Genomic DNA, 26,474 nt, shown 5'->3' with positions numbered 1-26,474 from the left:
GTCACCCGGCCTCCGCGGCCAGCGCAGCGAGCTGTTCGAGCACGTCCTGCTTGGGCCGGTCGTAGACGACCTCGGCGGGCGTCGCCTCGATGGCGGTGGCCACCAGCGTCGAGCCGAGCAGATCGATGCGGCTGTACCCGAAGCCGGTCAGGCCACGATGCCGGTCCACCGGCGCGATCGGATCGATCCGGTAGGACAGCGCCGGACCGATCCAAACCGGTATCCCGGCCAGCGCCGCCGCGCCGGTGAGGTGGTTGTGCCCGCAGATGATCAGCCGCACGTCCGAGCCCGCCAGCACCTCCGCCAGCCGCTCCGGCTGCTCCAGCCGCAGGTACTCGGTGGCGGCGATCGGGGAGCGGATCGGCGGGTGGTGCAGTACCAGCAGGGTGCCGTGCCGGGCGCGTTCGCGCAGCTGGTCGGCGAGCCAATCCAGTTGCCGTTCCTCCAACCGCCCATCGTGCCGTCCCGGTGTCGTGCTGTCCAGCGCGATCACCCGCACGCCCGCCACATCGACCACCTGATCGTGGGTGACGTCCGGATCGACCGATGCGGCAGCTACACCGAGCATCTCGGTGGCGAATGCGGTGCGCTCGTCATGGTTACCCATCACGTAAACCGTTTTCGCGCCGAGCTCTTCGGCTACCGGCTCGACGGCCGCGCGCAGCCGCCGATACGCCTCGGGTGACCCGGTGTCGGTCAGATCTCCCGAGAGCACCAACGCGTCGATGCGCTGTCGTGATGCCCGCAGCTGCTGCAACACATGGGTGAGGTTGGCGTAGGTGTCCACCATCCCGTGCACCAGTTGTCCGGCGGGCCGGATATGGGTGTCGGTGAGCTGGACGATCGTCGCCATGCTCATGACGGGGGAAGAAGTTTGGCGCCCTGGTCCCGGGCGGCGGTGAGGGTGGACCGCGGATCCTTGCCCTGGAACACGATGGCCTCGACCGCATCCATCATGCCGTCGCGGATCTGCAGATAGTTGGTGCCCGGCATGGAGATCCACGGCTCCATGTTTCCCAGCTGGGCGACGTTCGGCGCCAGCAGCGGGTTCTGCTTCGACCACGCCTGCAATCCGTTCGGATCGTCCATCAGGCCGGTGCGCAGCGGCAGGTAGCCGATGCCCTGCGAGATCTTGGTGTAGGCGGATTCGCTGGTCAGGAACTTGATCAGCTCCCAGGAGGCGCGCTGCTTGGCCGGGTCGTTGGACAGGATATGCAGCGAGGCACCCGAATTCGTCGGCACGGTGGGCTTGCTCGCGAAGCTCGGCATCGGCGCCGCCCGCAGGTCCCATTTGTCCTTGGCGCCCGTGACGAAGGTGCCCTGGATCGCGCTGGTCTCCAGGATCATGCCGATCTCACCGCGGGCGAACGCCTCGTAGCCCTGCTTCTGGTTGAACTTGGGCATGCCGCCGGAGTTGACCAGCTGCTGGCTCATCGCCGCGACCTCGACCGCGGGCGCGTCCGCGAAGGTGAGTTTCGTGCGGTCCTCGGAGATCACCCGGCCGCCGTTGGAACGCACCATCGACTGGAAGCACCAGTCCTTGGCGGTCTTGGTCAGGCAGTCGACGTAGACGCCGCCTTTACCGGTCTTCCCGGTGATCGCCGTGGCGGCCTCGGCGACCTGCTGCCAGGTCGTCGGGGGCTTCGCGGGATCGAGTCCCGCGTCGGCGAACAGCGAGGCGTTGTAGTACAGCACCGGAGTGGAGAACACGAACGGAACGCCGTAGGTGTGGCCGTCCCAGTCGGCCAGCGTGCGCGCCTTCGGCGCGAAGGGATGCGCGGCGCCGTCGAAGTTGCGCTGCACCTCCTGCTTGCCGACCAGGCTGTCCAGCGGCTTGGCGCCGAGCTGGTGAATGGTGAAATCCAGGTCACTGAAGCCGAGCTGCGCGACGTCCGGCGGCGCTCCCGCCACCATCTGGTTCTGGATGCTGGAGATGGTGTCGGTGGCCGGGTTGGGGCTGTTGCCCTGCGGCTTCTGCGCGGTCACCGTGATGTTCGGGTGCTTCGTGCGGAAGTCGGCGATCAGGGAGTTGAAGGTGTCGGTCCAGGCGCCGGCGAGTCCGTAGTTGTAGGACTCGAAGACGATCGACACCTGCTGATCCGGCTTCAGCTCCGGAATCAGTGCGGCGTCGGTATTCGAGTCGGTGGTGGTGCTCCCGAGTCCGCCGCAAGCGCTGAGCGCGACGGTGGTTGCGAACACCAGGCCCAGAATGGGCGCGGTGCGTTTCACGGTGTGTCTCCTCATCGAGTTGGGATGTGGGGGGTTCAGGCGACGGCTACGGGTTCGTCCGCGCTGTCGATTCGGGTGTCCTGCCGCGCTTGCTGCCAGGTCAGGCGCAGCCCGGAGGCGGCATGGAACAGGTGGATGTGCGCCGGGTCGACGCGCAGCGCGACACTGTCGTCGACCGTGACGCCCGCGGGGCGGGGCGCCCGGGCACAGAGGATGCGGTCGCCGGTGGTGAGATGGATCAGCTCTTCACTGCCCAGGTTCTCCACCATCGTGACCCGGCCGCGAATATCGGCGCCGGCCGGATCCAGCCGCAGGTGTTCCGGGCGGATACCCGCGATCACCTCGAGGTCGTCACCGAAATCCGCGGCGCTGATGGCCAATTCGGTGTCGATGCCATCGGCCACCACACGCAGTGCGCCGTCGCGCTCGGTGACGACAGCGGGGAACAGGTTCATCGGCGGCGCCCCGAGGAATCCGGCGACGAAGGTCGAGCGGGGCCGGTCGTAGAGCTCGGTCGGCGTGCCCACCTGCTCCACGCGGCCCTCGTTGAGCAGTGCGATCCGGTCGGCCATGGTCATCGCCTCGACCTGGTCGTGGGTCACGTACAGGAAGGTCGCGCCGAGCCGCTGGTGCAGCGCGATCAGTTCGGCGCGGGTCGCGCTGCGCAGCTTCGCGTCGAGGTTGGACAGCGGTTCGTCCATCAGGAACGCGCCCGGATCACGGACCATGGCGCGCGCCAGGGCCACTCGCTGCCGCTGCCCGCCCGACAGCGCTGCGGGCCGGCGCCGCAGCAGCTCGGTCAGCCCGAGTATCGCGGCCACCTCCGACACCCGCTCGGCGATCGTCGCTCGGGATACGCGCCGGGCGCGCAGGGGGAAACCGATGTTCTTCGCGACGGTCAGGTGCGGGTAGAGCGCATAGCTCTGGAACACCATGGCCAGATCCCGCCGCTGCGGCGCCTGATGGGTGATGTCCGTGTCGTCCAGCAGGATTCGGCCGCCGGTCGGGTCCTCCAGGCCGGCGACCATGCGCAGCAGCGTGGACTTGCCGCATCCGCTGGGGCCGAGCAAGACCAGGAACTCGCCGTCGGCGATGTCCAGGCTCACCTCGCGCACCGCGTAGGTCGCGCCGAATTGTTTGGATACCGCTTCGATTCGCAGTCGTGCCACCGATACTCCTCAGCTCGGCAGCTCGCCCGCGGTAACCCAGACCGCCACCCTGGCCGCGATCGCAGGCGAGTCCTTCAGCCACAGGAAGTGGTCGCGGTGCTCGACGGGTGAGTTCTCGTCGATGTGCCACTGGGTCACCCGCGCGCTGGGCATCCGGGAGACCAGGAAGTCGACGTTGGACTTCGGGCCGAGCACGTCGTCGGACAGCGAGATGGCCAGCACCGGCGCGGTCATGGTCCGCAGCAGCGTGTTGTACCGGCGAGCGCTGCCCTTCGGGCGGTAGTAGCTGGTCAGCGAATGCATCGACCAGTCGCGCATGACGCCGCCCGGCATCGGGGCCGGGATGAGCACGCCGCCGGGCCAGTGGCCCTTCCACCGGGACACCAGGCCGATCCACTGGATCTGGCTCAGCGCCTCCCACCAGCGCCGCACACCGAAAGCCCACCAGAACACGGTGCCGGTGCCGATGACGGTCACGCCGGCGATCCGTTCGGGCTCGGCGGCGGTGAACAACAGCGCCAGCTGGCCGCCGAGGCTGTGCCCGAACAGGTGGATCGGCGCGTCGGGGAAGCGTTCGCCTACCGCAGCGACCAGCGCGGGCAGGTCGGTTTCCAGCATCTCGCGGTAGCCGAAATCGCGGTGCAGTCCCAGCTCCGGCTTGGCCTCGCCGTGCGCGCGCAGATCGGTCATAGCGACCGAAAGGCCCTGGGCATGCAGCTCTTTCGCCAGCGCGAAGTAGTTCTTCGCCTTCATTGCCATGGCGGGCAGGATCAGCACGACCGGCGTGTCCGGTTTCTGCGCGGGCAGGAAGCGGACGGTGAAGACGACACCGTCAGCGGTGCTGACCTCGGTCGACTCCAGCGTGCTGAATTCCGGGCGATGCTGCGGTGCCGTGGTGGTCATCGGTCGCCCTCCGGAATGGTGACGTCGCAGACGTAGTCGAAGGTGAACTTGGCGACGGCCACGTCGCTGTCATCGAGCAGCGTCGCCTTGCCGGACAGCTCGAACCGGTTCGACGCGGTCGCGGCGAGGACGTCGGCGAGCTCGCGCTCGTCGACCGTGGCGATAGCGCGAATGCGGCCGACGGCGGGCTTGCGGTATGACGCGGTCGCGCCGCGCAGCACCAACCGTTCGACGCTGCGCAGCCGGGTGGCCGCGGCGCCGACGAACGCGGCCGCTCCGCCGATGTCGGCGGCGGTGAACAGCGCACCGGCGTGCACGGTTCCCATATGGTTGCGCACCGTGCCGGTGGCGGGGATCTCGACGACAGCCCGTTGCGGGCCGATTTCGGTGATCACCGTGCCGACCTGACGGCCGAACGGAACCAGCTCCTGCGACACGGCGCGCAGGTATTCGTAATCGACGGCAGCGCAGTCGAGTTCGGGGTAGGCCGCCGCGAATCCGGCGATTTCACGCGTGGTCATAGTGTCTCCTTCAGCGTTTGGCGCGCAGCGCGCGGCGGGCGATGGACCAGCGCAGGACCTCCGACGGTCCCTCGTAGATGCGGAAGGCCCTGGCTTCTACCAGGAATCGGGCAACCAGGTGGTCCTCGCAGACACCGAGGCCGCCATGCAGTTGCACCGCCCGGTCCAGCACCCGCCAGACCGCCTCGGAGACGAACGTCTTGGCGATCGACGCGTCGTGGCGCGCCTGCGAGGACGTCGGCCCCTGCGCGTCGATGGTCTCGGCGGCGGTGCGGATCACGCCGCGGGACGCGGCGATGTCGATCTCGTTGTCGGCGATCAGCCCCTGCGCCAACCCGTGCTCGGCGATCGGGACGCCGAACGACGTGCGCGTGCCGATGTGCTCGATGGTCAGCCGGTGCGCGCGCACGGCCAGTCCGAGCCAATTCATGCAGAACACCAGACGCGAGGGCGCGAGCCGGACCTGAGCGAGCGCCAAGCCCTGGCCGACCTCGCCCAGCACGGCGGAATCGGGCACCTCGCAGTCGGCGAAGGTCACCTCGCAATGGCCGCCCGGCGCGCTGGTGTGATCGAGTGTCGGCATCCGGCGCCCCACCCGCAGCCCAGGGTTGTCCTGGTCGACCAGGAACATCGTCGGCCCGTCCGCGGTGCGGGCCACACAGATGGTGAACGCCGCGCCCTGTGCGCCCGTGGTGAAATGCTTGGCGCCGTTGATGATCCAGCCGGAACCGGTCTCCTCGGCGACGGTTGTCAGCATGCCGGGGTCGGATCCGGCGCCGGGTGCCGGTTCGGTCATCGCGATCGCGGACCGGACCTCGCCCGAGGCCAGCGGCGCGAGGTAGCGCTGCTGCTGCTGCTCGTTCGCCACATGCGCCAGCAGGTGGATGTTGCCGTCGTCCGGCGCCCACGCGTTCAGCGCGATCGGTCCGAGCAGGCTGGCGCCCGCGGCCTCGAGTACCTGCGCCTGGGCGCGGGTGTCCAACCCGAGCCCGCCGTACCGCGGATCCGACAGCGGGCCGAAGACACCGGCCTGTTTCGCCTTCTTCTGCAGCTCGAGCCGCAGCGCGTCGTCCATCATCCGCCCGTCGACGACGACCTCGCGTTCGACCGGGACGACCTGGTCTCGGATGAACTGGGTGGTCTTGTCCACCAATTGCGCCACAGTGGTCATGGCGTCAGTCTCCGGTGGTCCGCGCGTGCGGGCGGGGGCGATAGTCAACGTCGATTGCGCGAATCGACTGCCTGTTCCTCCGCTGCGGGCCCGGCACATCTCGGCCACGGTGATCGCGGAGACATTGCCGGGCCGAGGGACGGAAATGACTGATATAGCGGTACGAGTCTGGCGTCGCCGCGACGAGGCCGTGGGCGTGTTCGCGCTCGATCTGCGGGCCGTCGACGGCGGCGAGCTGCCGTCGTGGACACCGGGTGCGCACGTCGACGTCGCGGTCGGCGCGGCAGGTGTACGGCAGTATTCGCTGTGCGGCGATCCCGCCGACCGGTCGTACTGGCGCATCGCGGTGCTGCACGAGCCCGACGGGCGCGGTGGTTCGGCCTACCTGCACCGGGCCGCGCAGCCCGGCTCGGTGCTGCGGGTCTCGCTGCCGCGCAACAACTTCGAGCTGGTGGCCTGCGCGAGTTATGTCTTCCTCGCCGGGGGGATCGGGATCACCCCGATCCTGCCCATGCTGGCCGCCGCGCAAGCGTCGGGAGCGCGCTGGTCGCTCTACTACGGCGGCCGCACCCGGCAGCACATGGCCTTCGCCGACGCGATCACCGAGCGCTATCCGCGAGCGCACCTGCTGCCGCAGGACGAGCATGGGCTGCTGCCGCTGGCGCGGATCCTCGACGAGGTCCGCGACACCGTCGTGTACTGCTGCGGCCCCGAGCCGCTGCTGGCTGCCGTCGAAGCCGAGGGAGCGCGACGCGGTGTGCCGGTGCATCTAGAGCGTTTCGTGCCGCGGCCGGTGCGGTTCGCCCCGAACGAGGCGTTCGAGGTGCGGTTGGCGGCCAGCGAACGGACGTTTCAGGTCGGCGCGAACCAGTCCATCGCCGACGTTCTGGAATCGGCCGGGATCGGCATCGTCACCTCATGCCGCGAAGGCACCTGCGGCAGTTGCGAAACCGCTGTTCTCACCGGCGATATCGAGCACCGGGACAGCGTGCTCACCGCGGCGGAGCAGGCGCGTGGCGACACGATGATGCTGTGCGTCTCGCGGGCGAAGTCCGGCCGGCTCGTGCTCGATCTCTGACCTGCCGGCCGTGATCCGCGGCTGGCGTGCGGCGCGTTCGACGTGGCCGCTTTCCCGAGAAAACCCGAGAGGAAACAAACCAGGATGAGGAAAATCGTCGCGGTGGCCGCAGGTCTGGTCGCCGCAGTCGGGATCGCGTCCGGCTCGGCCGGTGCGCAGCCCGACACGCAGGACGCGGTCGACTTCACCGCCTACGCCACCGACACCCAGTCCATCGTCACGACGGACGCCGGCTCGATGGTCGTCGAGGACGGCGTGTTCAAGATCAAGGCCGTCAATGGCACCGTGCTCGCCGGCATGCCGCTGAAGTTCCGGGTCGATGACTTCGAGTTCCCGATCGCGGCCGACATCGCCGACCACACCGCGACTCTGACCCCGCAGTTCGACATGACGCACGCGGCCTACAAGCCGGTCGCCCTGCCGTTCGAGGACAAGGCGCCCTGGAAGAACGAGTACGACCGGGAACAGGCCGCCTGGTCCCGGATGACCAGCACCATCACCATGGGCGCCACGCTCGGCACCCTGGTCGGCGGCATCGGCGGCGCCGCGGTCGGTTGCGTGCTCGGCGGAATCGCGGGCGCGACCGTCGCCTCCGCGGCGATCATCGGCCTGTTCGGCGCGTTCATCCCGGCCGCCGCGATCGGCTGCCTCGGCGGCATCGTCGCGATCGGCGCCCTCGGCACCATCGCGGGTCAGTTGCTGGTCACCGCCCCGGTCGCGATCGGTGCGGCCATCCAGTACTTCTCCACCATCAACCAGCCTCCTGTCCAGGCGAAGTAGGTAGTGGCGAAGAACCCGACGTCTCGTTCGTTGGGGGACACCCGACCCCGTTCGGCCACCGGGCCGGGCGGGGTCTTCGCCGTTCGGCGGCGGGGACCCGGTTGCCTGGGCCACCGCCGCGGGGAAGCGAAGTCGGTGTCGAGCCCTTCGATGGTCGCCGCGCTGGTCAAGCCCCAGCGCGGGACCCGGTCCTTGCGGCGGAGTCGCTGCCCGCGTTGGTGCCGGAGTCGCCGCCCGTCCTTCCGTCCCGCTGTCTCGACGTGTTCGCGCCGGAATGGGGTCCCGCGTCTGCATCCGATCGGCTCGATGCACTTGTGGTGGAGTCGTTTCCCGCGCCGCGCCCAGGCTGACTCGGCGCTCCGGTGTGGGGGTCGGTTCCGGCTTTGGTCGATCGGGTCGGTGTTCCTGCGGTGTCGCCTGCCGCACTTCCACCGGACGGGTGCGATGTGCTGGTGGCTGGGCCACTCGCTGCCCCGCCACTCGCAGCGTTCGGCGTACTCGCGGCTTCGCCCACCGGGGACACCCTCGACCGAGCGGACGCGTTCGCCGTGGAATCGATCGGTGTGGAATCGATCGGTGTGAGCGCGTCGCGCACCGTTGCGAGGTCGACCGCGGCCGGCACCTGCGGGGGCCGCGAACTCCCGACCGTCGGTATGGTGAGATCGGCGGGTATTTCGGCGCCTGCGCCGGTTCCCGGTCGCAATCCGCCGGTTCCCGAGGTGTCCGACCGGACCGGCGCCGGTGGTGTGTTGCCGGTGGATGATGCCACTATGGTTGTGTCCGGCTTCGGCGTGGAATGCGGCGCGTCCGGCCGTTCGGCAGCCAGAGCAGCTTCGGCTTGGAGTGTCGAATTGCGGTAGCCGACAAGATAATCGGTGCTTATGCGCACGGTATGCGGCTGGTCCGAGCCGGCGCGGACCGCATGCCCATCGCTCTGTCCCGGACGGTCCGGAACGTATGGAATGAGCGGAATGAGCGGGACAACCTCGCGCGCATCCAGCGCTTGTGCCGGCGGGCCGCTCGGTTCGGCAGGATTCGCGCCGTACAGCGCCACCACACCCGCCGTAGCAAGGACAGCAGCGGCACCGGCCAGCGCCGCGAGACCTTTCGCTGGATGACCGGTCCGTGACGGAACCAGGAGTTCGGCGCTGCCGAGTCCGCGTTCGGCCAGGACTGCGGCACCGGTCGCGATGCACTGCGCGGGATCGGACGCCGTGACCACCCGGCAGCCGAGTTCGTCCGCGAGCACCTGGGCTACCTCGACCGGCCGGGCCGCGCCGCCTACCAGCAGTATTCGGTCGACATCCGCGGGTGCCAGCCCGGCGACCCGGATGCACTCGTGCAGCAGCGGAACCGATGATCGGACGAATCCGGCGCGCAATCCGGCCACCTCCGCGTCCGGTAGCTCGCTGGGCAAACCGGGTGCGGTGGTGTCCGCAGTGCGATCGTGGGCGTAGTGGGCCAGCAGCGTGCTGAACGCCCGCCCACCGAGCGCCGACGAGCGCAGCGGGCGGCCGACGATCCGGGCGCCACCGCCGGGCTCGGTCCGCAGCAACGTGATGTCGAGACCGCTGCCACCCAGATCGTAGACCAGTATTGCTGCGGAATCTTCTGGCTCGCACTGCGTTTCGAGCCAAGCCGCAGCGGCGATCGGTTCCGGTGTCAACGCGATTCGCGCCAACCCGACGGCATCGAGCGCTTCCCGCAGCGCGGACAATTCCTCGACGGAATATATTGCCGGACAGGCCAATACCGCATCGGCGTTCGAATCAATCGCGTCGATCAAATAACTCGCCATCGCCGCGACGACTTCGGCATCGGACAGAATGGGGTCGTCGGCAACCGGTCTCACAGTGATTTCAGCAGCGGAATCCCGAATTTCGGTCAGGTACGGCACAGCGCCGTTGGCTCCTGGCCGCGCGGCCTGCGTGCGGCAAATTCGTATTCCTTTCTCGACTCCTCCGGATACGGCGGCCGCCACCGAGTTCACTGTGCCGACACTCAGACCAACGCCACACATAACCCATTCCCATCGTGTTCGGGTCGGTCGTGCCGTCCCTCATCCGGCACGACCTTTACCCGACCGAGAGGATAGTTTAGCCTGACCTAACTAATTTGCTCGCATCGTCTCGTTCGGAGGAATCCGTGACCGGCATCCCACTCGCCGACACTCCCGGCCCACTCGCCGTCGCACCCGTCATCGTGGTGCTGCCGGGCCCGCGTGCCGATACCGTGCGGTGGGGCGAGCGCCATACCGGCGCCCGACTGGCGGGCGGTAGTCGGCGGTGGCCGGTGGCGGAACCCGAGAAGCCGCTGAACCTGCACGATTCGTGGTGGACCCTGGCCGCCGCCGGGATGCTCGCGGCGGCGGCGTTGGCGGCGGCCGTCTGGGTCTCCGTCCATGTGGTCGTCCATCCGGTCCTGCACACCGCCGGGCTGTTCGTGCACCTGGCCGCCCTGGTCGTCGGCTTCGGCGGGGTGCTGATGGCGGACTACCTGGTTCTGCGCTGGCTGGTCGGGCGCAGTACCTTCGCGGCGGCGCTGCACGGCACCAGCCAAATGCATGCGCCGATCTGGGCCGGGTTGGTCGGTCTGATCGTCAGCGGCTGCGTCTTGGAGCCGAACATCGCCTCGGTGTTGACCCGGACCAAACTGGTCCTGATCCTCGTCCTCACACTCAACGGGCTCCAGGCGCTGATGCTCAGCAAGCACCTCGAGCGGCACCGTTGGGCCCAGCTGTCCCCGCGTGTGCTGGTCTGGGCGGCCGCTACCGGCGTGATTTCTCAGATTTGCTGGTGGGGGGCGGTTTTCATCGGCTTCTGGAACGCCGAGCACTGAGGGCGAGTCGATTTCTGCGGCACTCGCCGACCTCTCGGCGGGTGCCCCAGCCGACGACCGGCCCCATGCCGGCCACCTTGTGCTGTCCCGTGACCCGTCGTCGTGGCCGGCGATATGGTGAGCTCGTGCGGCTGCCGTCGCCACGTCCTCGGGCCCACCGCCCGATTCCGGTCCTGCCGGAGCCGGTCCGGCGACCGGCATCCGCTCGTGCCGGTCTGGACGCTGTCGTCGCAGGCCGATCCGTGCTATCGAAGACAGATGACGCCGACCCGCTCCTCCTATGATGTCGTGATCGTCGGCGGCGGCCACAACGGTCTGGTGGCGGCCGCGTACTCGGCGCGGGCCGGGCGGTCGGTGCTCCTACTGGAGCGGCAGCGGCACACGGGTGGCGCCGCGGTGTCGGAACGGGTGTTTCCGGGCGTCGACGCGCGGCTGTCGCGGTACTCGTACCTGGTGAGCCTGCTGCCACGGTCGATCGTGGACGAGCTGGGATTGCGGTTCGCGACGCGACGGCGACAGATCTCGTCATATACGCCGGTCGGCGACGGTGGCCTGCTGGTGTCCGCGCAGCAGGCGCGGACCGAGGCCGGTTTCGCGCGGCTCACCGGCTCGGATCGGGAATTCCGGGCCTGGCAGCGGTTCTACGGCGCCACCGGGCGGCTGGCGCAACGGGTGTTTCCGACGCTGACCCAACCGCTGCCCACCAAGGACGCGCTGCGCAACCTGGTGGACGACGCGGCGGTCTGGGAAGCGCTGTTCGAGCGCCCGTTGGGTGAGACCATCGAGTCGACTTTCGACAACGACACCGTGCGCGGTGTGGTACTCACCGACGCGCTGATCGGCACATTCACCCATGCACACGATCCGTCGCTGCGGCAGAACCGCTGCTTCCTCTACCACGTGATCGGCGGGGGCACCGGCGATTGGGATGTCCCGATCGGCGGCATGGGCGCGCTCACCGACGCGCTGGCCGAGGCCGCGCGTACGGCCGGCGTCGAGATCGTCACGGGCTGTGCGGCCACGAGCATCGAAACCGACGGCAGCACCGCCGAAGTCGGCTATTCAGACGGAAAGGTCGGTGCGCGCTACGTCCTGGTGAACGCCGCACCGTACACACTTGCCGAGTTGCTCGGCGAGCCGCTGCCGCCGAAACCCGAGGGCGCGCAGCTGAAGGTGAACATGCTGCTGCGGCGGTTACCGCGGCTGCGCGACACCAACGTAGAACCGCGTGAGGCCTTCGCCGGCACTTTCCACATCGGTGAGTCGTACGCCCAACTGGATCGAGCCTATGGCGAGGCGGCGATCGGACGGGTTCCGTCCGCTCCGCCGGCCGAAATCTACTGCCATACTTTGACCGACCCCACAATTTTGACGCGCGACCTCGCCGAGCAGGGCGTGCACACCCTTACGCTGTTCGGGCTGCACGCACGGGCGAAACTGTTCGCCGCCGATCCCGCGGGCACGAAGACGGAGATGGTGAAAGCGACGCTCGCGCAATTGGATTCGGTGCTGGCCGAGCCGATCGCGGACTGTCTGGCGACGGATGGGAACGGCGCGCCGTGCCTGGAGGCGATGACCCCACCCGAACTCGAGCGCGAGGTGGGCCTGCCCGGCGGCCATATCTTTCACCGAGATCTGGCCTTTCCGTATCTCCCGGAGGACGCCGACCCCGCCGACCCCGCCGCCCGGTGGGGCGTGTCGACCGGCCATCGCAACGTGTTCCTGTGCGGTGCGGGGGCGATCCGAGGTGGCGGGGTCAGCGGGATTCCCGGGCACAACGCCGCGATGGCCGTGCTCGCCGATACGGCACGCTGAGCTGGGACTAAGGCTTCACCGCGATCTTGGCGTTGCGACCTGGCGTCTGCGTGGCCGCCGCGGCGGCTACCGCGGCTTCCAGCGCATAGGCGGCTTCGATGTCCAGCCGGAGCACGCCGCGGGCCGCGAGGTCGACCAGCTCGGCGACGAGCCGTCCGTGCTGCTCGGCGCCGATCTCCTCGATCCGCTTGGCGGCCCAGAAGCCTTTGACGACGATCTGCTTGAACATGAGCCCGGCCGGATCGAGTTGCATCGGCTGCCCCGAGAGCAGGCCGAAGGCGATCAGCTGACCACCCGGCGCGAGCAATGCCAGTTCATCGGCTGCCGCGCGGCCGCCCACTTGATCGATCGCCCCGGCGATCGGGGTACCGGAGGTGACCGCGTCGACCCGCTCGCGCCAGCCCTCGCTCTCGGTGTCGAGCACCGGCTCGTAGCCGAGTTCACGCAGCGCGGTGACCGAGGCGGACCCGCGCACGAGATTGAGCACGTGCAGACCCCGTTGCCGGGCGAAGACGTTGACGAGCCTGCCGACAGCGCCGTTGGCGGCATTGATCGCCAGCCACTGGCCCGGTTGCAGATCCAGGTCTTCGATCACCAGCAGCGCACTCAACGGCATGGCCAGCAGCTGGGCGGCGGTCTCATCGGGGACCGTGTCGGGCAGCGCGATCACCTGCCGGGCCGAGGCCAGGAAATACTCGGCCCACACGTTCTGCGCGCCGAACACCGCCACCCGCCGGCCGACCGACAGGCCACTGACGCCGGGACCCACCGCGTCCACCCGCGCGACCGCCTCGCTGCCGGGGATGGCGGGCAGCTCCGGCCGATTGCGGTACGTACCGCGCACGGTGGCCAGGTCGTGATTGTGGATCGGCGACAGGATCAGCGCGAGCCGCACCTCGCCCGGACCGGGTTCCGGTACCGGGCGTTCCGCGGTGGTGAGCACGTCCTCCGGTTCGCCGAATGCTTCGATGACTACCGCACGCATATCCGCTCCTTCGCGATCAGTCTTCGGCGAGCAGGACGTCGACGTCGATGTTGCCGCGAGTCGCGTTGGAGTACGGGCACACCTGGTGTGCTTTGTCGGCGAGCGCCTGCGCGTCCGCCCGGGACAGATGGGGCAGCGAGACCTCCAGAGTCACCGCCAGGCCGAAGCCGCCCGCGTCGTTCGGGCCGATGCCGACCTTCGCGCCGACCGCGGAATCGTCGGTGTTCGCGCCGGCCTGCTTGCCGACCAGGCGCAGCGCCGAGTGGAAGCACGCCGCGTAGCCCGCCGCGAACAGTTGCTCGGGGTTGGTGCCCTCGCCGTCGCCGCCGAATTCCTTTGGAGTGGACAGATCCAGGTCGAGCTTGCCGTCGGTGGTGCGGGCGTGGCCGTTGCGCCCGTCGCCGGTGGCCAGGGCTTCGGCGGTGTACAAGATCGGCATGTGGTGTTCTCCTTCGTTCAGTGCGACATCAGGGAGTTCGTCAGTCGCCGCAAGGTTTCGCGCAGCGCGAGGACTTCCGCTGCGGACAGGCCGCAGGACTCGGCCATCTCGGCCGGGATCCCGCACGCTCCGGCGCGCAGCGCGCGGCCACGCTCGGTGAGCTGGATCTCGACACGACGTTCGTCGGCCACCGAGCGCCGCCGCTCGATCAGGCCCGCTGCCTCCAGCCGCTTGAGCAGCGGGGACAGCGTGCCGGAATCCAGGGCGAGCGCATGGCAGATATCGCCGACACTGCGTCCGTCGCGTTCCCACAGTGCCAGCATCACCAGGTACTGCGGGTAGGTGAGCCCGAGTCGTTCCAGCTTCGGGCGGTAGGCCGCCGTCATCGCCCGGGACGCCGCGTAGAGCGGGAAGCACAGTTGCTCGTCGAGGGTGAGGCTATCGGCCATGAGCAGTAATGTAGTGCACAACTATATTGTGCACAATAGATAAGGCAGTCGCCCTCGTCACACCGGTTCTTCGGCGAGACCCTGAGCCCGAAGGCAGCCGGGATGCGAGTCGCTAGAGACCGCCGAGGCGCGTCAGCGCATCGAAAGCGAGGTCGAGGCCGCGCCACAGGGCGTCGATCCCGGCGATCGTCGCCGGTACCAGGGCCGGGTCTCGCAGGGCAAGACCGTTGGCGAAGATGACGACATTCGCGCCCGCGTCGGCGAAGCGGAGCAGCGGACCGGTCGCGACGCCTTCGCCCAGCAGTTGGTCCATGCCGTCGCCCAGGAAATAGAGCCGCCACAGTGGTCCGAGGTCGGCGCCGTAGACCGCGTTCGTCGAGCTGACGATCAGTGCGCCCTGCTGGGCGATCGCGTCGACGATGCGGAAATAATCGGGTGCGTTGGCCGGTGTGCCGCCGACCGCCGCGACGGAGTAGGACAGGTCGACGGTCAGGTGGGCGTTGTAGCCGGCCATCGCGATGCGGGCGGGGGACAGTTCGCATCGGCGGGCCAGGTCGAAGTAGTACGCCCAGTGGGGTTCGGCCGGCGCGCCGGTGAATTCGGCATGCACAGCGCGCAGGAAGCGCGACAGCAGTTCGAGACTGATCCGGTGTGCCCACTCCGGGTCGGCGAATGACGCCGGGTCGCGTTGCAACGGCAGCACCGCGGCGTGTTCGACCTCATCGAGCCCGAGCGCGAACAGGCCGCGCCGGTCACGATGGCGGACCAGGATTTCGGTGATCCGCCGATGATGGTCGATCGCCTGTTCCAGTTGCTGCAGCGACGAACCGGTCAGCGTCGTGGTGTCGGAAAGCGTAGCGACGACCGCTGTTTCGGTGGGTGCCAACGGCGTGCCGCAAGCTGCCTCGATCGACGCGGCGGAGGCGGTGGCGCCACCTGGAAACCCTGGCACCAGAACACCGGCGACCAGCACGATTGTCGAGAAAAACTGGCGCAGAGATGTATTCGACGCGGCTACGCGGCTGTTCGGCATCATCGCTCCGGAGGTGGTGAATCGAGAAAAGCGCCCGAAGCGACTCTGCTCGGTGCGGTGTCGTCCGCGAAACAGTAGTGGCGCAGGGCGGGTCTCGACCCTAACCGAGCTGGGCGTCCGGCGCCGCGCGGCGGTCAGCGCTGCGCGGAACAAAACCCCGCGGACCCGGTAGGCGAGCAGAACTCGGCGATGTCGGAGCTCAGCGATCCCGCGATCAGCAGTCCCGCGCCGAGCAGCAGCGCACCGACCGCGATCGCGCCGAACACGAATACCCAGAGCAGGCCGGGTAGCCGGGTCAGCCGCGCGAGTTGGTCGGCGTCGGAGTCGACCTCGTGATGGCGAGAGCGTCGCTGCCGGGAGCGGCTACGCTGCAGTTCGGCTACCGGACGTGCCCCCGCGAGCAGCAGAAACCACGCGCCGAGGTAGGCGAAACCCGCCTGCAGCGTGTCGGTTCCGAACCAGGACACCACGAAGACCGCGCCGCCCAGACCCAGCACGGTGATGCCGCCGTACACATTCCTGATCTTGATCAGCAGCGCCGCCAGCAGCGCGATGGCGGTCCAGAGCATCAGCGTGATCCGGCTCGCCCCGAGCAGGGCGGCGAACCCGAGACCGAGCAGCGGCGGCGCCGGATAGCCCGCCATCGTGGTGAGGATCATCCCGAGGCCGTAGGGCTTTCCGCTCGACACCGTCAGGCCCGACGTGTCCGAATGCAAGCGGATGCTGTTGAGCTTGCGGCCGGTCAGCAGCGCGACTACGGCGTGCCCGCCTTCATGCGCGATCGTGACGACGTTGCGGGTCAACCGCCAGATCGGGGTGTAACCCACCAGCACGAGCGCCGCCACCGCAGCCGCGACCACCAGCCACCACGGCGGTTGCGCCTGCGTCGTCGTCAGACGGTCGACGATGGAGACGCCGCGCTCGACAAATTCCGCTCTATCCACCGCCGCACCTTAACCGCCCGCCTACGCCCGCGCTCGGGGCCAGGTTTTCCGGTCACGGCAACGGCCGTGACGGTCAGGCGGTGAGCGTCAGACCGGCGGCAGCCGACTCCCGTGCCTTCGCCAGCAGGTGGACGGTGGTGACCGCGTCGCGTGGATCGACCGGAACCGGTGCGCCGTCGAGTACGGCGGCGGCCATCGCGGAGTAGAACGCGGGGTAGTCGCCCGGCGCTGTCGGTAGCGGCGCGAAGTCGGGTTCGGCGCCCAGGACGCCCCAGCGCTCGGGTCCGACTGCGCCCCATGGCATTCCGTCGTCGGGGCGGCGACCGGACCGCAGTGCATCCTCCTGCGGGTCGAGCGCATACGTGAGATAACCGGCTTCGGAGCCGAGTACTCGAAAGCGCGGGCCGAGTTGGGCGGCGACAGCGTTCATCCAGAGCTGGGACCGGACGCCATTGCTGTGCGTGAGCGCGACGAACGCGTCGTCGTCGGTGGTGATCCCCGCGCGGCGCCGGTCGAGTTCGCAGTACACCGAGCGCACCGGGCCGAACAGCGTCACAGCCTGATCCACCAGGTGGCTGCCCAGGTCGAGCAGAATGCCGGCGCCCTCTTGGTGGGAGCCGATCTCCCGCCAGCTGCCCTTCGGTGCCGGACGCCAGCGCTCGAACCGCGACTCGAAACGATGCACTCGGCCCAGCTTTCCGGTCGCCACGAGTTCGCACAGCGTCCGGAAGTCACCATCCCAGCGCCGGTTCTGGAAGACCGACAGCGGCAGCCCGGACCGCCGCGCTCGCGCGAGGAGATCTTCGGCGTCGGCCACCGTGACGGTGAACGGTTTGTCCACCACCACCGGGAACCCGGCGTCGAGTGCCCGCCGGGCCAGTGGCGCGTGCGTGCGGTTGGGTGTCGCGATCACCACCAGACCGATCCTGCCCGGCGCGGTGAACAACTCATCCGGGTGCCGGACCACGCGTACCCCCGGGTGCTCCCGGCGTGCCTGCTCGGCGCGTTCCACCGACGACGTGACCACCACCGATACCCGCATCCGAGGATCGGCGGCGATGAGCGGAGCGTGGAACACCGACCCCGCCAAGCCGTACCCGACCACAGCGACTTCGAGGATGCTCATGGTGCGACGCTACCGCTGCTGGTTGGCTCGGCTCCGCGCCCGACGCCGCGAGTTTCCGGTCTGTTCAGCGCGACGGCGCCGCCGAGTACTCCTGCTCAGGCCGTCCGGTGCTGCCATAGCGCAGGCGCATGCGAACGGTACCGCTCGAGACGAGGGCGGCGAGATAGCGTTGCGCGGTCGCGCGGGAGACGCCGATGGCGGTGGCCACCTCACCGGCGGACAGCGGCGCGCCTGCCTCGCGAATGGATTGCAGAACAAGGTCTTTCGTTGGCGAGGACACCGCCGCGGTCGGCGGGGTCGCGGTAGTCGCCGGGCGCAACGCCTGCAGCGCGGCGGAAACCCGGGTGTTGTCGATCTGCGCAGTGGCGAGGATACGCCGGTACCGAGCGTACGCGGCCAGCCGCGCGGCCAGTTCGGACTGCGGAAACGGCTTGACCAGATAGGCCAGGGCGCCCGCGGAGATCGCCGCTCGCACCGCGTCGCTCTCCGTGGCCGCGGTGAGAATCATGGCGTCACAACGGATCTCGCGAACGAAATCGATGCCGGAGCCATCCGGAAGGTAGACGTCCACCAGTGCGAGATCGATCGACTCCGCCGCCACCAATGCCCGCGCGGCGGCGAGGGTGTTGGCGGTGCCCGCCACGGCGAATCCCGGAATGGACTCGACGATTCCGGCGTGCAGGTTGGCGACCCGGAAATCGTCGTCGACGACCACGACGGTCAGAGCTGTTGCGGCCACGGCACCTCGCTGTCGACCAGCACTCCGGGGATGCGGGCGATGAATTCGGCGCCCGTGAGCGGCGGCCGGCCGCCACCCGGACTGGACAGCCGCACATCGCCGCCATGGGCGCGCGCGATCTGTCGGATCAGGGCGAGTCCGACCCCGCGACCACCCGGGACGGTGGGGTCCTCGTGGGTCGAGGTGCCCTCCGTGAACAGCGCATCGACCAGCGCCGGCGCCACTCCGTCACCGCTGTCGGCGACAATGATGTGCAATGTCGAATCCTCCTGCACCAGTTCGACTTCCACCTGTCGCACCGGGCGGTGGCGGACGGCCTCCATCGCGTTGTCCAGCAGATTGCCGAGCACCGTCGTCACGTCCACCGGATCGGCGAGGCTGCCCTCGACCCAGGTGTTCGGTCCGAGTACGAGATCCACGCCGTTCTCCCTGGCATGCGCGGCCTTGGCGGCCAGGAACGCCTGCAGGTACGCATCGTGGATGGCATCGATGCCCGGTGTCGCCGGGCCGAGCGGGCCCGCGCCGATCAGCTCGTCGATCGACCGGGACGCCTCCTCGACGCGCTCACTGTGCAGCAGGCCGCTGATCAGGTGCATCTTGTTGGAGAATTCGTGCCGCTGGGCGCGCAGCACCGTGCTCATCGACTGCACCGCGTCCAGCTGTCTGGTCAGCGATTCCACGTCGGTGCGGTCGCGCACGGTGAGCACGGCGCCGAGATCGCGTCCATCGCGGCTGACCCGCCGCGCCGAGACGATGACGATGTGTGAACCTACCGTCGCCGGAGCGGGTTGTTCGTCCAGGCTCCGGAATGCCGCCAGCACGCGAAGGGGCAGCCCGATCTCGTCCACCGGTCGACCGATGTCGGCGGCGATGCCGAGCAGCCGGCGGGCCTCGTCGTTGACGAACGTGGTGCGCCACGACGCGTCTACCGCGAGCACACCGGCGCCGATGCCGTGCAGCACCGCGGCCTGGCCACGGACCAGTTCGGCGAGCTCGTCCGGCTCCAGCCCGAGCGTCAGCCCGCGCCACCACCGGGCGAGCAGGATCGAGCCGACGATGCCGACCAGCAGCGCCGCGCCGACCAGCGCGCCCGCGGTGCGCAGATCGTCCAGGAGTTGGTCGTGCACCGCGTCGGTGGATATGCCGACGCTCACCGCGCCGACGACGCGGTCGGAATCCGAGGTGAGCACCGGCACTTTCGCGCGGACCGAGTCGCCGAGGGTGCCGCGTTCCTCGGTGATCGACTCGCGGCCCGCGAGGGCTTCGGACGGGTCGGTGCTGACGTGTTCGGCGAGTCGGTCGGGGTCGGGATGCGCGAGCCGAATGCCCGCGTCGTCGGTGATCACCACGAACAGCGCCCGGTTGCGCCGGGTCGCCTCCACCGCCAGCCGCTGCAGCGGACCCGAGGCGAGTTCCTGACGCACTACGGCGTCGTCGGCAACCGCGCCGGGCGCGTACCGGGCTACCTCCGCGCGCACCACCGGGTCGGCGGCGACAGTGCGCGCGACGGCCAGGGCGCGCTGCCCGTAGGTGTCGCGCAGCCGCTGATCGCTGAGGTAGCCGAACACCGCGAACGCGACACCGAGCGTCAACGTGACGACCACGATCTGCGACAGCAATACCTGGGTCCGCAACCGCACGGCCCGCGCGCCTTCAGTGGCCATAGGCGCAGCCTAGACCACTCCGGGGGCCGTGAGCAGAATGCGCAAAACCGGCGAATCCCGCGTTTGTGCCGGTTGTGCGCACAAGCTCGGCGGTGTGACGGGTGACACGTACGGTCGCTCTGTCCCGATCTCGCAGGAGTAGGAAGCAATGACGCAATCACTCATCGAGCTGCGGAGCGCGACCAAGCGCTTCCCCGGCACCGGCGGTGGCATTCACACTGCCGTGCGGAACTTGAACCTCGCGGTGCGACCCGGCGAATTCGTCGCCGTCGTCGGTCCGACCGGATGTGGCAAGTCCACCACGCTGTCGCTGGTGTCCGGGCTGGAACCGGCCTCGGCCGGCCGCACATTGGTGCGCGGCAAGGATGTCCACGGCATCCCGGACGGCATCGGCTACATGTTCCAGCAAGACGCGGTGCTGCCGTGGAAGAGCGTGCTGGACAATGTTGCGCTCGGTCCGCGCCTGCGCGGCGCGTCGAAAGCCGACGCGCGCGCGAAGGCATCGGCGTGGGTGCGCACGGTGGGCCTGGCCGGTTTCGAGCGGTACTACCCGCACCAGCTGTCGGGCGGTATGCGCAAACGCGTCGCGCTGGCCCAGACGCTGGTCAACGAGCCGGAGATCCTGCTGATGGACGAGCCGTTCAGCGCGCTGGACGTGCAGACCCGCCAGCTCATGCAGGACGAGTTGCTGCGGGTCTGGGCGGGGACCAACGCGGCGGTCATCTTCGTCACCCATGATCTGGAGGAGGCGATCGTGCTCGCCGATCGGGTGGTCGTCATGACCGCGAGCCCGGCCACCGTCTGCGGCGACTTCCCGGTCGGGCTCGCGCGGCCGCGCAGCGTCGAGGATGTGCGACTGACCACCGAGTTCCGCGACATTTACCAGGAAATCTGGGAAACGCTGCGCGATCAGGTCGAGGCGGCGCGAGCGAAGGGAGCCTCCCGTGTCGCATGACGTGCTGGTCGCGGGCACCGCTGCGGAGCCAGTGGTGGAGAACGAGACCGAAGAGCAGATTCTGGCCAGGGTGCGAACCAATGCGCGCCGCGCCCGCGTTCGCACCTGGGGTCTGCGCGCCGCGCTCGTGGCGCTGTGGCTCGGCGCGTGGGAGCTCACCGCGACCGTCTGGATCGACCCGTTCTTCTACTCCAAGCCGTCGCTGATCTGGGCGCGGCTGGTCGAGTGGTTCACCGAGGGCACCCAGTTCGGCTCGATCTGGCTGCAGATCTACACCACGGTGCAGGAGGCCGTGCTCGGCTTCGCGATCGGAACGGTGGCCGGTGTGGTACTCGGCGTGCTGCTCGGCCGCAGCCGGTACTGGGCCGAGGTGCTCGCGCCGTTCATCAAGGCGCTCAACGCGGTTCCGCGTATCGTGCTCGCCTCGCTGTTCATCATCTGGTTCGGCCTCGGACTGAGTTCGAAGGTGGCGACGGTCGTGGTGCTGGTGTTCTTCGCGGTGTTCTTCAACGCGTTTACCGGTGCGCGCGAAGTGGACGGCAATGTCATCAACAACGCCCGCATCCTCGGCGCGAGTCGCAGGCAGGTGCTGGTGTCGATCGTGCTGCCGAGCGCGACCACCTGGATTCTGTCCAGCCTGCACACCGCCTTCGGTTTCGCCCTGATCGGTGCGGTGGTCGGCGAATACGCGGGCGCGAGCAAGGGTTTGGGCCTGTTGATCAGCAATGCGCAGGGCACCTTCGACTCGGCCGGCATCTACGCGGGCATGATCATCATCACCGTGATCGCGCTGATCGCGGAATGGGGGATCGGCATGGCGGAGAACCGGTTGCTGAAATGGCGCCCGTCGCAGGCGACGTCGAACCACGGGATCTGATCATGACTCTTCGCAGACATTGGGCGCTTGCCGTCCTCGCGGTCGCGGCGCTGCTGCTGACCACCGGATGCCGGGATTCGCGCACCATTCCGATGACCGATGGCCGGCCGCAGATCACGATCATGGTCGGCGGGCTGGAGAAGGTGATCTACCTGCCCGCCATGCTCACCCAGCAACTCGGCTTCTTCAAGAGCAACGACATCGACGTGCGGCTGCTCGGCGAGCAGTCCGGTGCCAACGCGGAAACCGCGCTGCTCAGCGGCGACGTGCAAGGCGTGGTCGGGTTCTACGACCACACCATCGACTTGCAGGCCAAAGACCAGTGCATCCGCTCGGTGGTGCAGATGTCGGACGTTCCGGGCGAGGTGGAGCTGGTCTCGACCTCCGACGCGGCCACCATCACCTCGGTTGCGGGCCTGCGCGGCAAGAACCTGGGCGTCACCTCGCTCGGTTCCTCGACCGACTTCCTCACCCAGGCGCTCACCGGCAAGGAGGGGATGACCACCGCCGACTACACCCGGGTGAAAGTCGGTGCGGGACAAACGTTCATCGCGGGCATGAACCACAACGGCATCGACGCGGGCATGACCACCGACCCGACTGTGGCGCAGATGGTGAACTCCGGCGACGCGCGGATCCTGGTCGACATGCGCACCGAGGCGGGTACCAGGGCCGCACTCGGCGGCTTGTATCCCGCGACGTCGCTGTACATGAGCTGCGCGACCATCGATGCCCACCCGGATATCGTGCGCAAGCTCGCCGCCGCGTTCGTGCAGACGCTGCAATGGATCAAGACGCACACCCCGCAGGAGATCGCGGAGAAGATGCCGCCACAGTACGCGAGCGCGGGCAAGGACCTCTACGTCCAGTCGATCCGCGACTCGATCGGCATGTTCAACGGCGACGGGCTGATGAAAGCCGAAGGCGCGCAGAACGTGCTGGAGATCCTGGGTAAGTATTCGAAGAACGTTCGACCCGTGCGTGATCGCATCAACCTGTCCGAGACCTACACCACGCAGTTCGTGGAGGAAGCCTTGCGCGCGCCGCGACAGTAGCGCGTCGCCGGTGCGAGTTCGCGAGCCGCCCGAAGGCCCAGTAGTCTTCGGGCGGCCTGGCCTTCGGGCGGCCTGGCTTTTGCCTGGCGAGCCCGGTGACGGTTCAGCCGTTGACCGGTGCCGCCTCGGCCGCGGTGAGTTCGGCCTTCCACGCCCGGAAGCCTTCCTCGGTGCGCCCGCGGCGCCAGTAGCCGGAGATCGATGACGCCCACTCGGCCGGCACGCCGCGCTCCTTGCGTACGTAGCGGCGCAGGTCGTGCATCACCGCCTTGGCCTCGCCATGGATGAACACCTGGACTTGTCCCGGCGCCCACGGGGCTCGGCGAACGGTCTCGGCGAGCAGTTCGCCCGGTGGTCGCACACCACGGTGCAGCCAGGTCAGCTCGACGCCGTCCGGTTTCTGCAGCGGGAGTTCGTCGTCCGGACCGGCGACTTCCAGAAACGCGAGCCCCGTCGCGTCCGCCGTCATCGCCTCGAGCGCGGTGGCGATCGCGGGCAGCGCTGCCTCGTCACCGGCGAGCAGGTGCCAGTCGGCATCCGGGCGGGGCGAATAGGCGCCGCCGGGCCCGTACAGGTCGATGGTTTCGCCCGGTGCCACTGCGGCGGCCCACGGTCCGGCGATTCCCTCCATGCCGTGGAAGACGAAATCCGCGGCGATTTCCCCGGCGACCGAGTCGACCGCACGGACGGTGTAGGTGCGCAACACCTCGATCCCGTCGCGCGGGAAGATGAACTTCACGTACGAGTCGGTGTACGCGCTGGGCGCGAAAGCGGCGAAGCCGGGGCCACCGAGATGGACCCGGATCAGATGCGGCGTCAGCCACTCGGTGCGTTGCACGGTGAGGGTGGTGCGAGGACGAGCCAAGAGAACCTCCGATAAGCGCATAATTAGGGTTGCCTTATTAAGTTACCTGGTGTTGGGCTCAGGCTGCGGACAACCGCTGACAGCGCGTCGTGCGGGGACAACAATGACGACCATGACGCAGTTCGTGCCCACACCGACCCATGCCGTGCAGCAGCGCTATCGCGATTCCGAGCCGGTCGAGCCCCCGCAGTGGAACCAGGTCTTGCAGGTTCTGCACGAGCATCGTTCGGTGCGCCGCTACCTGCCCGATCCGGTGCCCGACGCCACACTGCGCCTGCTGATCTCGGCCGCGCAGTCCGCGCCGACCTCGTCGAACTTGCAGGTGTGGAGCGTCATCGCGGTCCGGGACCCGCAGCGCAAGGCGCGCCTGGCCGCACTCGCGGGCGACCAGGCCCACATCGTGCAGGCGCCGGTATTGCTGGTGTGGACTGCCGATTTCGCGCGACTGCGCCAGCTCGCCGACGACCGCGGCGTGCCGCTGGAGGGCGCGGACTACCTCGAGTCGAGCTATGTCGGATTCGTCGATGCCGCACTCGCGGCGCAGAACGCGGTTGTCGCCGCCGAATCGCTCGGGCTCGGCACGGTCTACATCGGCGCGCTGCGCAACAAGCCGGAAGAGGTCGCGGCCGAGCTGGCCCTGCCGCCGCAGGTGTTCGCCGTCTTCGGCTTGGTGGTCGGTCACCCGGACCCCGCCGAAGACGCCCGGGTGAAGCCCCGCTTGCCGCAGGCGGCCGTCCTGCACCAGGAGACCTACGATCTGCAAGCCCAGCGCGCCCATGTGGCCGAGTATGAGGGCCGGATCGCGGAATTCTATGCCGAGCAGCAACTCTCGCATTCCTGGACCGAGCGTGTGCTGGGCCGGCTCGCCTCGGCGGCCAGCCTCAACGGCAGGCACCGGCTGCGCGAATCGTTGACCAACCACGGCTTCCGGCTGCACTGATCTGCGGCCGCGGTGGGTCATCCGCTCAGGCCGGTGGCCCACTGACAGCCTCCGCCGTGACCACGATCCGGCGGTGTGGTCCCGCGACCCGGCTGCTCCAGCTCACCACGAAGCGGTCGGGCTGTTCGGGTCGCCGCATCGCCCGCAGCGCTCGGCTACGCGGCGACCTTCTCCTTGATCAACTCGAACGAACGGACACGGTCGTCGATGTCGTAGACCAGCGTGTTGATCATCAGCTCGTCGGCCTCGGTACGGCGCAGCAGGTCGGTGAGCTGAGCGCGCACCGTCTCCGGCGACCCGAGTAGCTGCCCGGCCCGGCGCTGCCGGATGAACGCCCGTTCCTGCTCCGACGGCTGGAACGCGGCGGCCTCCTCCGGCGTCGCCATCGCCCGCGGCGTCCCGCGGATGAGATTCAGGAAAGCCAGGTCGCGCGGTACGGCGAGGGTTTCGGCGCGCTCGTCGGTATCCGCGCAGATAGCGGCGAGCGCCAGCATGGCGTGTGGGCGCGGCAAACGTTCCGAGGCCCGGAAATGCTCGCGATACAGCGCCAGCGCGGGCTCGGTGTTATCCGGGGCGATGTGGTGGGCGAAGGCGAACGGCAGACCCAGCACCGCGGCGACCTGCGCGCTGTAGCCGCTGGAGCCGAGCAGCCAGACCTCCGGCTCCTCGCCGCGGCCGGGTGTCGCGGCGATGCCACCGGGATCAGCCCCGCGGAAGTAGCCGAGCAACGCCGCCAACTCCTGTGGGAACGACTCCGCCGACAGCCCGTTCTCGGTCCGTCGCAGCGCCCGCGCGGTCGCCTGGTCGGTCCCCGGGGCACGTCCGATGCCCAGGTCGACGCGCCCCGGATGCAGCGCGTGCAGGGTGCCGAATTGCTCGGCGACCACCAGCGGCGCGTGGTTGGGCAGCATCACGCCGCCGGAGCCGACCCGGATGGTCGAGGTGGCGGCCGCCAGGTGGGCGAGCAGCACGCTGGGCGCCGAGCTGGCGATGCCGGGCATGTTGTGGTGTTCGGCGACCCAGATCCGGCGATACCCCAAAGCCTCGGTGCGTCGGGCCAATTCGGTGGTCGCGTCGAGCCCCTCGCCGGCGGTGCGGCCGGACTGCACCGGCGCGAGATCCAGTACGGACAACGGGACGTCGATCATGGGTCTCCTTCAGAGTGCTGACCCCCAATGCCAACGCCCCGAGCGCCCGGAGTATTTCGCGGCTGTGTCACCCCGGTGGTGGCGCGGAACACCCCGACGGTCTCCTGCTCGTCCTGCTCGATCCCGTATTCGCTGAGCGTGACGACGACCGTGCCGCTGGGTGGATCGACGTAGCCGTACCGGCCGTGCAGCCGGCCGACCTCGGCGAAATCGTGGATCTTGGCGTTGCGGCTCGGCAGCTGCGACATGACAACCCGATCGGCGGTGCGCCAGATCCCGCCGATCCCGCTACGCCGCCACAAAAAGCGCGGTGGCGCCGATCGCCTCCACCACGCAGTAGAACCAATTGGGGTAGAAAGCCGTTCGTTCGTCGAGCGCCGCGGATATCACCCGTCCGAGCGCCATGCCAGCAAGGGCGGCGCCGACCGCGACCATGATTCCCGAGCGCAGTGATCCGATGTCCAGTGCGGCGACGGCGAGCACGGCCGCCATCGCCACGCCGAAGCCGCCGTACACGGCGCGCACTTCATAGCGTGCCGACGGCTCGGTGAGCTGGATGCCGAACGGCTGGATCAGTGCGGCGGGGGCACCCAGCGCGTAACCGCCCATCCCAAGAAAGAACACCCCGATGATCGCGCATACGGCCAGCGCCACTGCTTCCTCCGCGTCTGTTTCGGTCATACGTTCCGTAAGCTTCGAAGCGTATCGGGACGGCCTTCGAAGACCGGCGCTCTTCGCGCCTCGAGCGCCA

The 26,474-nt window shown here is 68.8% G+C and carries 27 protein-coding genes; 8 read left to right on the top strand and 19 right to left on the bottom strand.

Translation table 11 applies throughout. The annotated features are described in order from the left end of the window. Position 1 precedes the first annotated feature (1 nt). Genes ACT86A_RS15690 through ACT86A_RS15665 form a run of 6 tightly spaced genes read right to left on the bottom strand, consistent with a single transcriptional unit; the run spans position 2 to position 5,993 of the window. A complete protein-coding gene (locus ACT86A_RS15690; RefSeq protein WP_445092864.1) occupies positions 2-859 on the bottom strand; it encodes a metallophosphoesterase in 858 nt (285 codons plus the stop codon). Further along, on the bottom strand, positions 856-2,229 hold the full coding sequence (locus ACT86A_RS15685; protein ID WP_445092863.1) for an ABC transporter substrate-binding protein: 1,374 nt from the start codon (positions 2,227-2,229) through the stop codon (positions 856-858). The genes ACT86A_RS15690 and ACT86A_RS15685 overlap by 4 nt, the downstream gene beginning before the upstream one ends. A 35-nt stretch (positions 2,230-2,264) precedes the next feature. After that, positions 2,265-3,398: an ABC transporter ATP-binding protein gene (locus ACT86A_RS15680; protein WP_445092862.1), complete on the bottom strand. Its 1,134-nt coding sequence runs from the start codon at positions 3,396-3,398 to the stop codon at positions 2,265-2,267. A 9-nt stretch (positions 3,399-3,407) separates the two neighbouring features. Further along, the gene (locus tag ACT86A_RS15675; protein ID WP_445092861.1) at positions 3,408-4,301 is read right to left on the bottom strand and encodes an alpha/beta hydrolase family protein; all 894 of its coding nucleotides are present in this window, start codon (positions 4,299-4,301) and stop codon (positions 3,408-3,410) included. Continuing rightward, positions 4,298-4,822 carry a YiiD C-terminal domain-containing protein gene (locus ACT86A_RS15670; protein WP_445092860.1) on the bottom strand — a complete coding sequence of 175 codons (525 nt, stop codon included), beginning with the start codon at positions 4,820-4,822 and terminating at the stop codon, positions 4,298-4,300. Before ACT86A_RS15670 ends, ACT86A_RS15675 begins: the two co-directional genes overlap by 4 nt. Before the next feature lie 10 nt (positions 4,823-4,832). Then, positions 4,833-5,993, bottom strand: a complete 1,161-nt coding sequence (locus ACT86A_RS15665) for an acyl-CoA dehydrogenase family protein (protein ID WP_445092859.1) — start codon at positions 5,991-5,993, stop codon at positions 4,833-4,835. A 145-nt stretch (positions 5,994-6,138) separates the two neighbouring features. Between ACT86A_RS15665 and ACT86A_RS15660 the strand changes: the two genes are divergently transcribed. Beyond that, on the top strand, positions 6,139-7,071 hold the full coding sequence (locus ACT86A_RS15660) for a PDR/VanB family oxidoreductase (protein WP_445092858.1): 933 nt from the start codon (positions 6,139-6,141) through the stop codon (positions 7,069-7,071). An 84-nt stretch (positions 7,072-7,155) separates the two neighbouring features. Continuing rightward, entirely contained in the window at positions 7,156-7,851 is a 696-nt protein-coding gene (locus ACT86A_RS15655; protein WP_445090346.1) for a DUF8020 domain-containing protein, read from the top strand. A 166-nt stretch (positions 7,852-8,017) separates the two neighbouring features. Here the strand turns inward: ACT86A_RS15655 and ACT86A_RS15650 are convergent, their stop codons facing one another. After that, positions 8,018-9,703 carry an Hsp70 family protein gene (locus tag ACT86A_RS15650; RefSeq protein WP_445092857.1) on the bottom strand — a complete coding sequence of 562 codons (1,686 nt, stop codon included), beginning with the start codon at positions 9,701-9,703 and terminating at the stop codon, positions 8,018-8,020. A 293-nt stretch (positions 9,704-9,996) separates the two neighbouring features. Between ACT86A_RS15650 and ACT86A_RS15645 the strand changes: the two genes are divergently transcribed. Beyond that, a complete protein-coding gene (locus tag ACT86A_RS15645; protein ID WP_445092856.1) occupies positions 9,997-10,689 on the top strand; it encodes a hypothetical protein in 693 nt (230 codons plus the stop codon). Positions 10,690-10,947: 258 nt separating this feature from the next. Continuing rightward, a complete protein-coding gene (locus ACT86A_RS15640) occupies positions 10,948-12,504 on the top strand; it encodes a phytoene desaturase family protein (protein WP_445092855.1) in 1,557 nt (518 codons plus the stop codon). Between the two features lie 7 nt (positions 12,505-12,511). Here the strand turns inward: ACT86A_RS15640 and ACT86A_RS15635 are convergent, their stop codons facing one another. From ACT86A_RS15635 to ACT86A_RS15600, 8 genes are all read right to left on the bottom strand, one after another. Further along, positions 12,512-13,489: a zinc-binding dehydrogenase gene (locus ACT86A_RS15635; protein WP_445092854.1), complete on the bottom strand. Its 978-nt coding sequence runs from the start codon at positions 13,487-13,489 to the stop codon at positions 12,512-12,514. A gap of 16 nt (positions 13,490-13,505) precedes the next feature. Next, the gene (locus ACT86A_RS15630; RefSeq protein ID WP_445092853.1) at positions 13,506-13,928 is read right to left on the bottom strand and encodes an organic hydroperoxide resistance protein; all 423 of its coding nucleotides are present in this window, start codon (positions 13,926-13,928) and stop codon (positions 13,506-13,508) included. 17 nt (positions 13,929-13,945) lie between these two features. Further along, entirely contained in the window at positions 13,946-14,377 is a 432-nt protein-coding gene (locus tag ACT86A_RS15625) for a MarR family winged helix-turn-helix transcriptional regulator (RefSeq protein WP_445092852.1), read from the bottom strand. A 112-nt stretch (positions 14,378-14,489) separates the two neighbouring features. After that, a complete protein-coding gene (locus ACT86A_RS15620) occupies positions 14,490-15,410 on the bottom strand; it encodes a DUF5995 family protein (RefSeq protein WP_445092851.1) in 921 nt (306 codons plus the stop codon). Between the two features lie 134 nt (positions 15,411-15,544). Beyond that, positions 15,545-16,354, bottom strand: a complete 810-nt coding sequence (locus ACT86A_RS15615) for a M50 family metallopeptidase (protein ID WP_445092850.1) — start codon at positions 16,352-16,354, stop codon at positions 15,545-15,547. 73 nt (positions 16,355-16,427) lie between these two features. Next, on the bottom strand, positions 16,428-17,480 hold the full coding sequence (locus ACT86A_RS15610; protein WP_445092849.1) for a Gfo/Idh/MocA family protein: 1,053 nt from the start codon (positions 17,478-17,480) through the stop codon (positions 16,428-16,430). A 64-nt stretch (positions 17,481-17,544) separates the two neighbouring features. Next, a complete protein-coding gene (locus ACT86A_RS15605; RefSeq protein WP_445092848.1) occupies positions 17,545-18,219 on the bottom strand; it encodes a response regulator in 675 nt (224 codons plus the stop codon). Continuing rightward, positions 18,201-19,883 carry an ATP-binding protein gene (locus ACT86A_RS15600; protein WP_445092847.1) on the bottom strand — a complete coding sequence of 561 codons (1,683 nt, stop codon included), beginning with the start codon at positions 19,881-19,883 and terminating at the stop codon, positions 18,201-18,203. Before ACT86A_RS15600 ends, ACT86A_RS15605 begins: the two co-directional genes overlap by 19 nt. Positions 19,884-20,031: 148 nt before the next feature. Between ACT86A_RS15600 and ACT86A_RS15595 the strand changes: the two genes are divergently transcribed. From ACT86A_RS15595 to ACT86A_RS15585, 3 genes are read left to right on the top strand one after another with little or no spacing between them, the layout of a single operon-like run. Next, positions 20,032-20,838: an ABC transporter ATP-binding protein gene (locus ACT86A_RS15595; RefSeq protein ID WP_445092846.1), complete on the top strand. Its 807-nt coding sequence runs from the start codon at positions 20,032-20,034 to the stop codon at positions 20,836-20,838. Then, the gene (locus ACT86A_RS15590; RefSeq protein WP_445092845.1) at positions 20,828-21,715 is read left to right on the top strand and encodes an ABC transporter permease; all 888 of its coding nucleotides are present in this window, start codon (positions 20,828-20,830) and stop codon (positions 21,713-21,715) included. The genes ACT86A_RS15595 and ACT86A_RS15590 overlap by 11 nt, the downstream gene beginning before the upstream one ends. A gap of 2 nt (positions 21,716-21,717) precedes the next feature. Further along, complete coding sequence (locus ACT86A_RS15585; RefSeq protein ID WP_445092844.1) at positions 21,718-22,770, top strand: ABC transporter substrate-binding protein; 1,053 nt, start codon at positions 21,718-21,720, stop codon at positions 22,768-22,770. Positions 22,771-22,873: 103 nt separating this feature from the next. Here ACT86A_RS15585 and ACT86A_RS15580 read toward each other — a convergent pair whose 3' ends face one another. Beyond that, on the bottom strand, positions 22,874-23,635 hold the full coding sequence (locus ACT86A_RS15580; RefSeq protein WP_445092843.1) for a siderophore-interacting protein: 762 nt from the start codon (positions 23,633-23,635) through the stop codon (positions 22,874-22,876). Positions 23,636-23,747: 112 nt separating this feature from the next. Here ACT86A_RS15580 and ACT86A_RS15575 point away from each other — a divergent pair, with 112 nt between their 5' ends. Then, on the top strand, positions 23,748-24,575 hold the full coding sequence (locus tag ACT86A_RS15575) for an NADPH-dependent oxidoreductase (protein ID WP_445092842.1): 828 nt from the start codon (positions 23,748-23,750) through the stop codon (positions 24,573-24,575). Positions 24,576-24,730: 155 nt separating this feature from the next. Here the strand turns inward: ACT86A_RS15575 and ACT86A_RS15570 are convergent, their stop codons facing one another. Genes ACT86A_RS15570 through ACT86A_RS15560 form a run of 3 tightly spaced genes read right to left on the bottom strand, consistent with a single transcriptional unit; the run spans position 24,731 to position 26,404 of the window. Continuing rightward, positions 24,731-25,723 (bottom strand): LLM class flavin-dependent oxidoreductase, encoded by a 993-nt coding sequence (locus ACT86A_RS15570; protein WP_445092841.1) that lies wholly within the window; start codon positions 25,721-25,723, stop codon positions 24,731-24,733. Continuing rightward, on the bottom strand, positions 25,720-25,971 hold the full coding sequence (locus tag ACT86A_RS15565; RefSeq protein WP_445092840.1) for a hypothetical protein: 252 nt from the start codon (positions 25,969-25,971) through the stop codon (positions 25,720-25,722). Before ACT86A_RS15565 ends, ACT86A_RS15570 begins: the two co-directional genes overlap by 4 nt. Before the next feature lie 40 nt (positions 25,972-26,011). Continuing rightward, entirely contained in the window at positions 26,012-26,404 is a 393-nt protein-coding gene (locus tag ACT86A_RS15560; protein ID WP_445092839.1) for a DUF4345 domain-containing protein, read from the bottom strand. Positions 26,405-26,474: the final 70 nt, after the last annotated feature.

The sequence above is a fragment of the Nocardia glycosmidis genome, assembly GCF_052545115.1.
The sequence above is the reverse complement of the archived record's forward strand: the minus strand, read 5'-3'. Positions and strand labels throughout refer to the sequence as shown.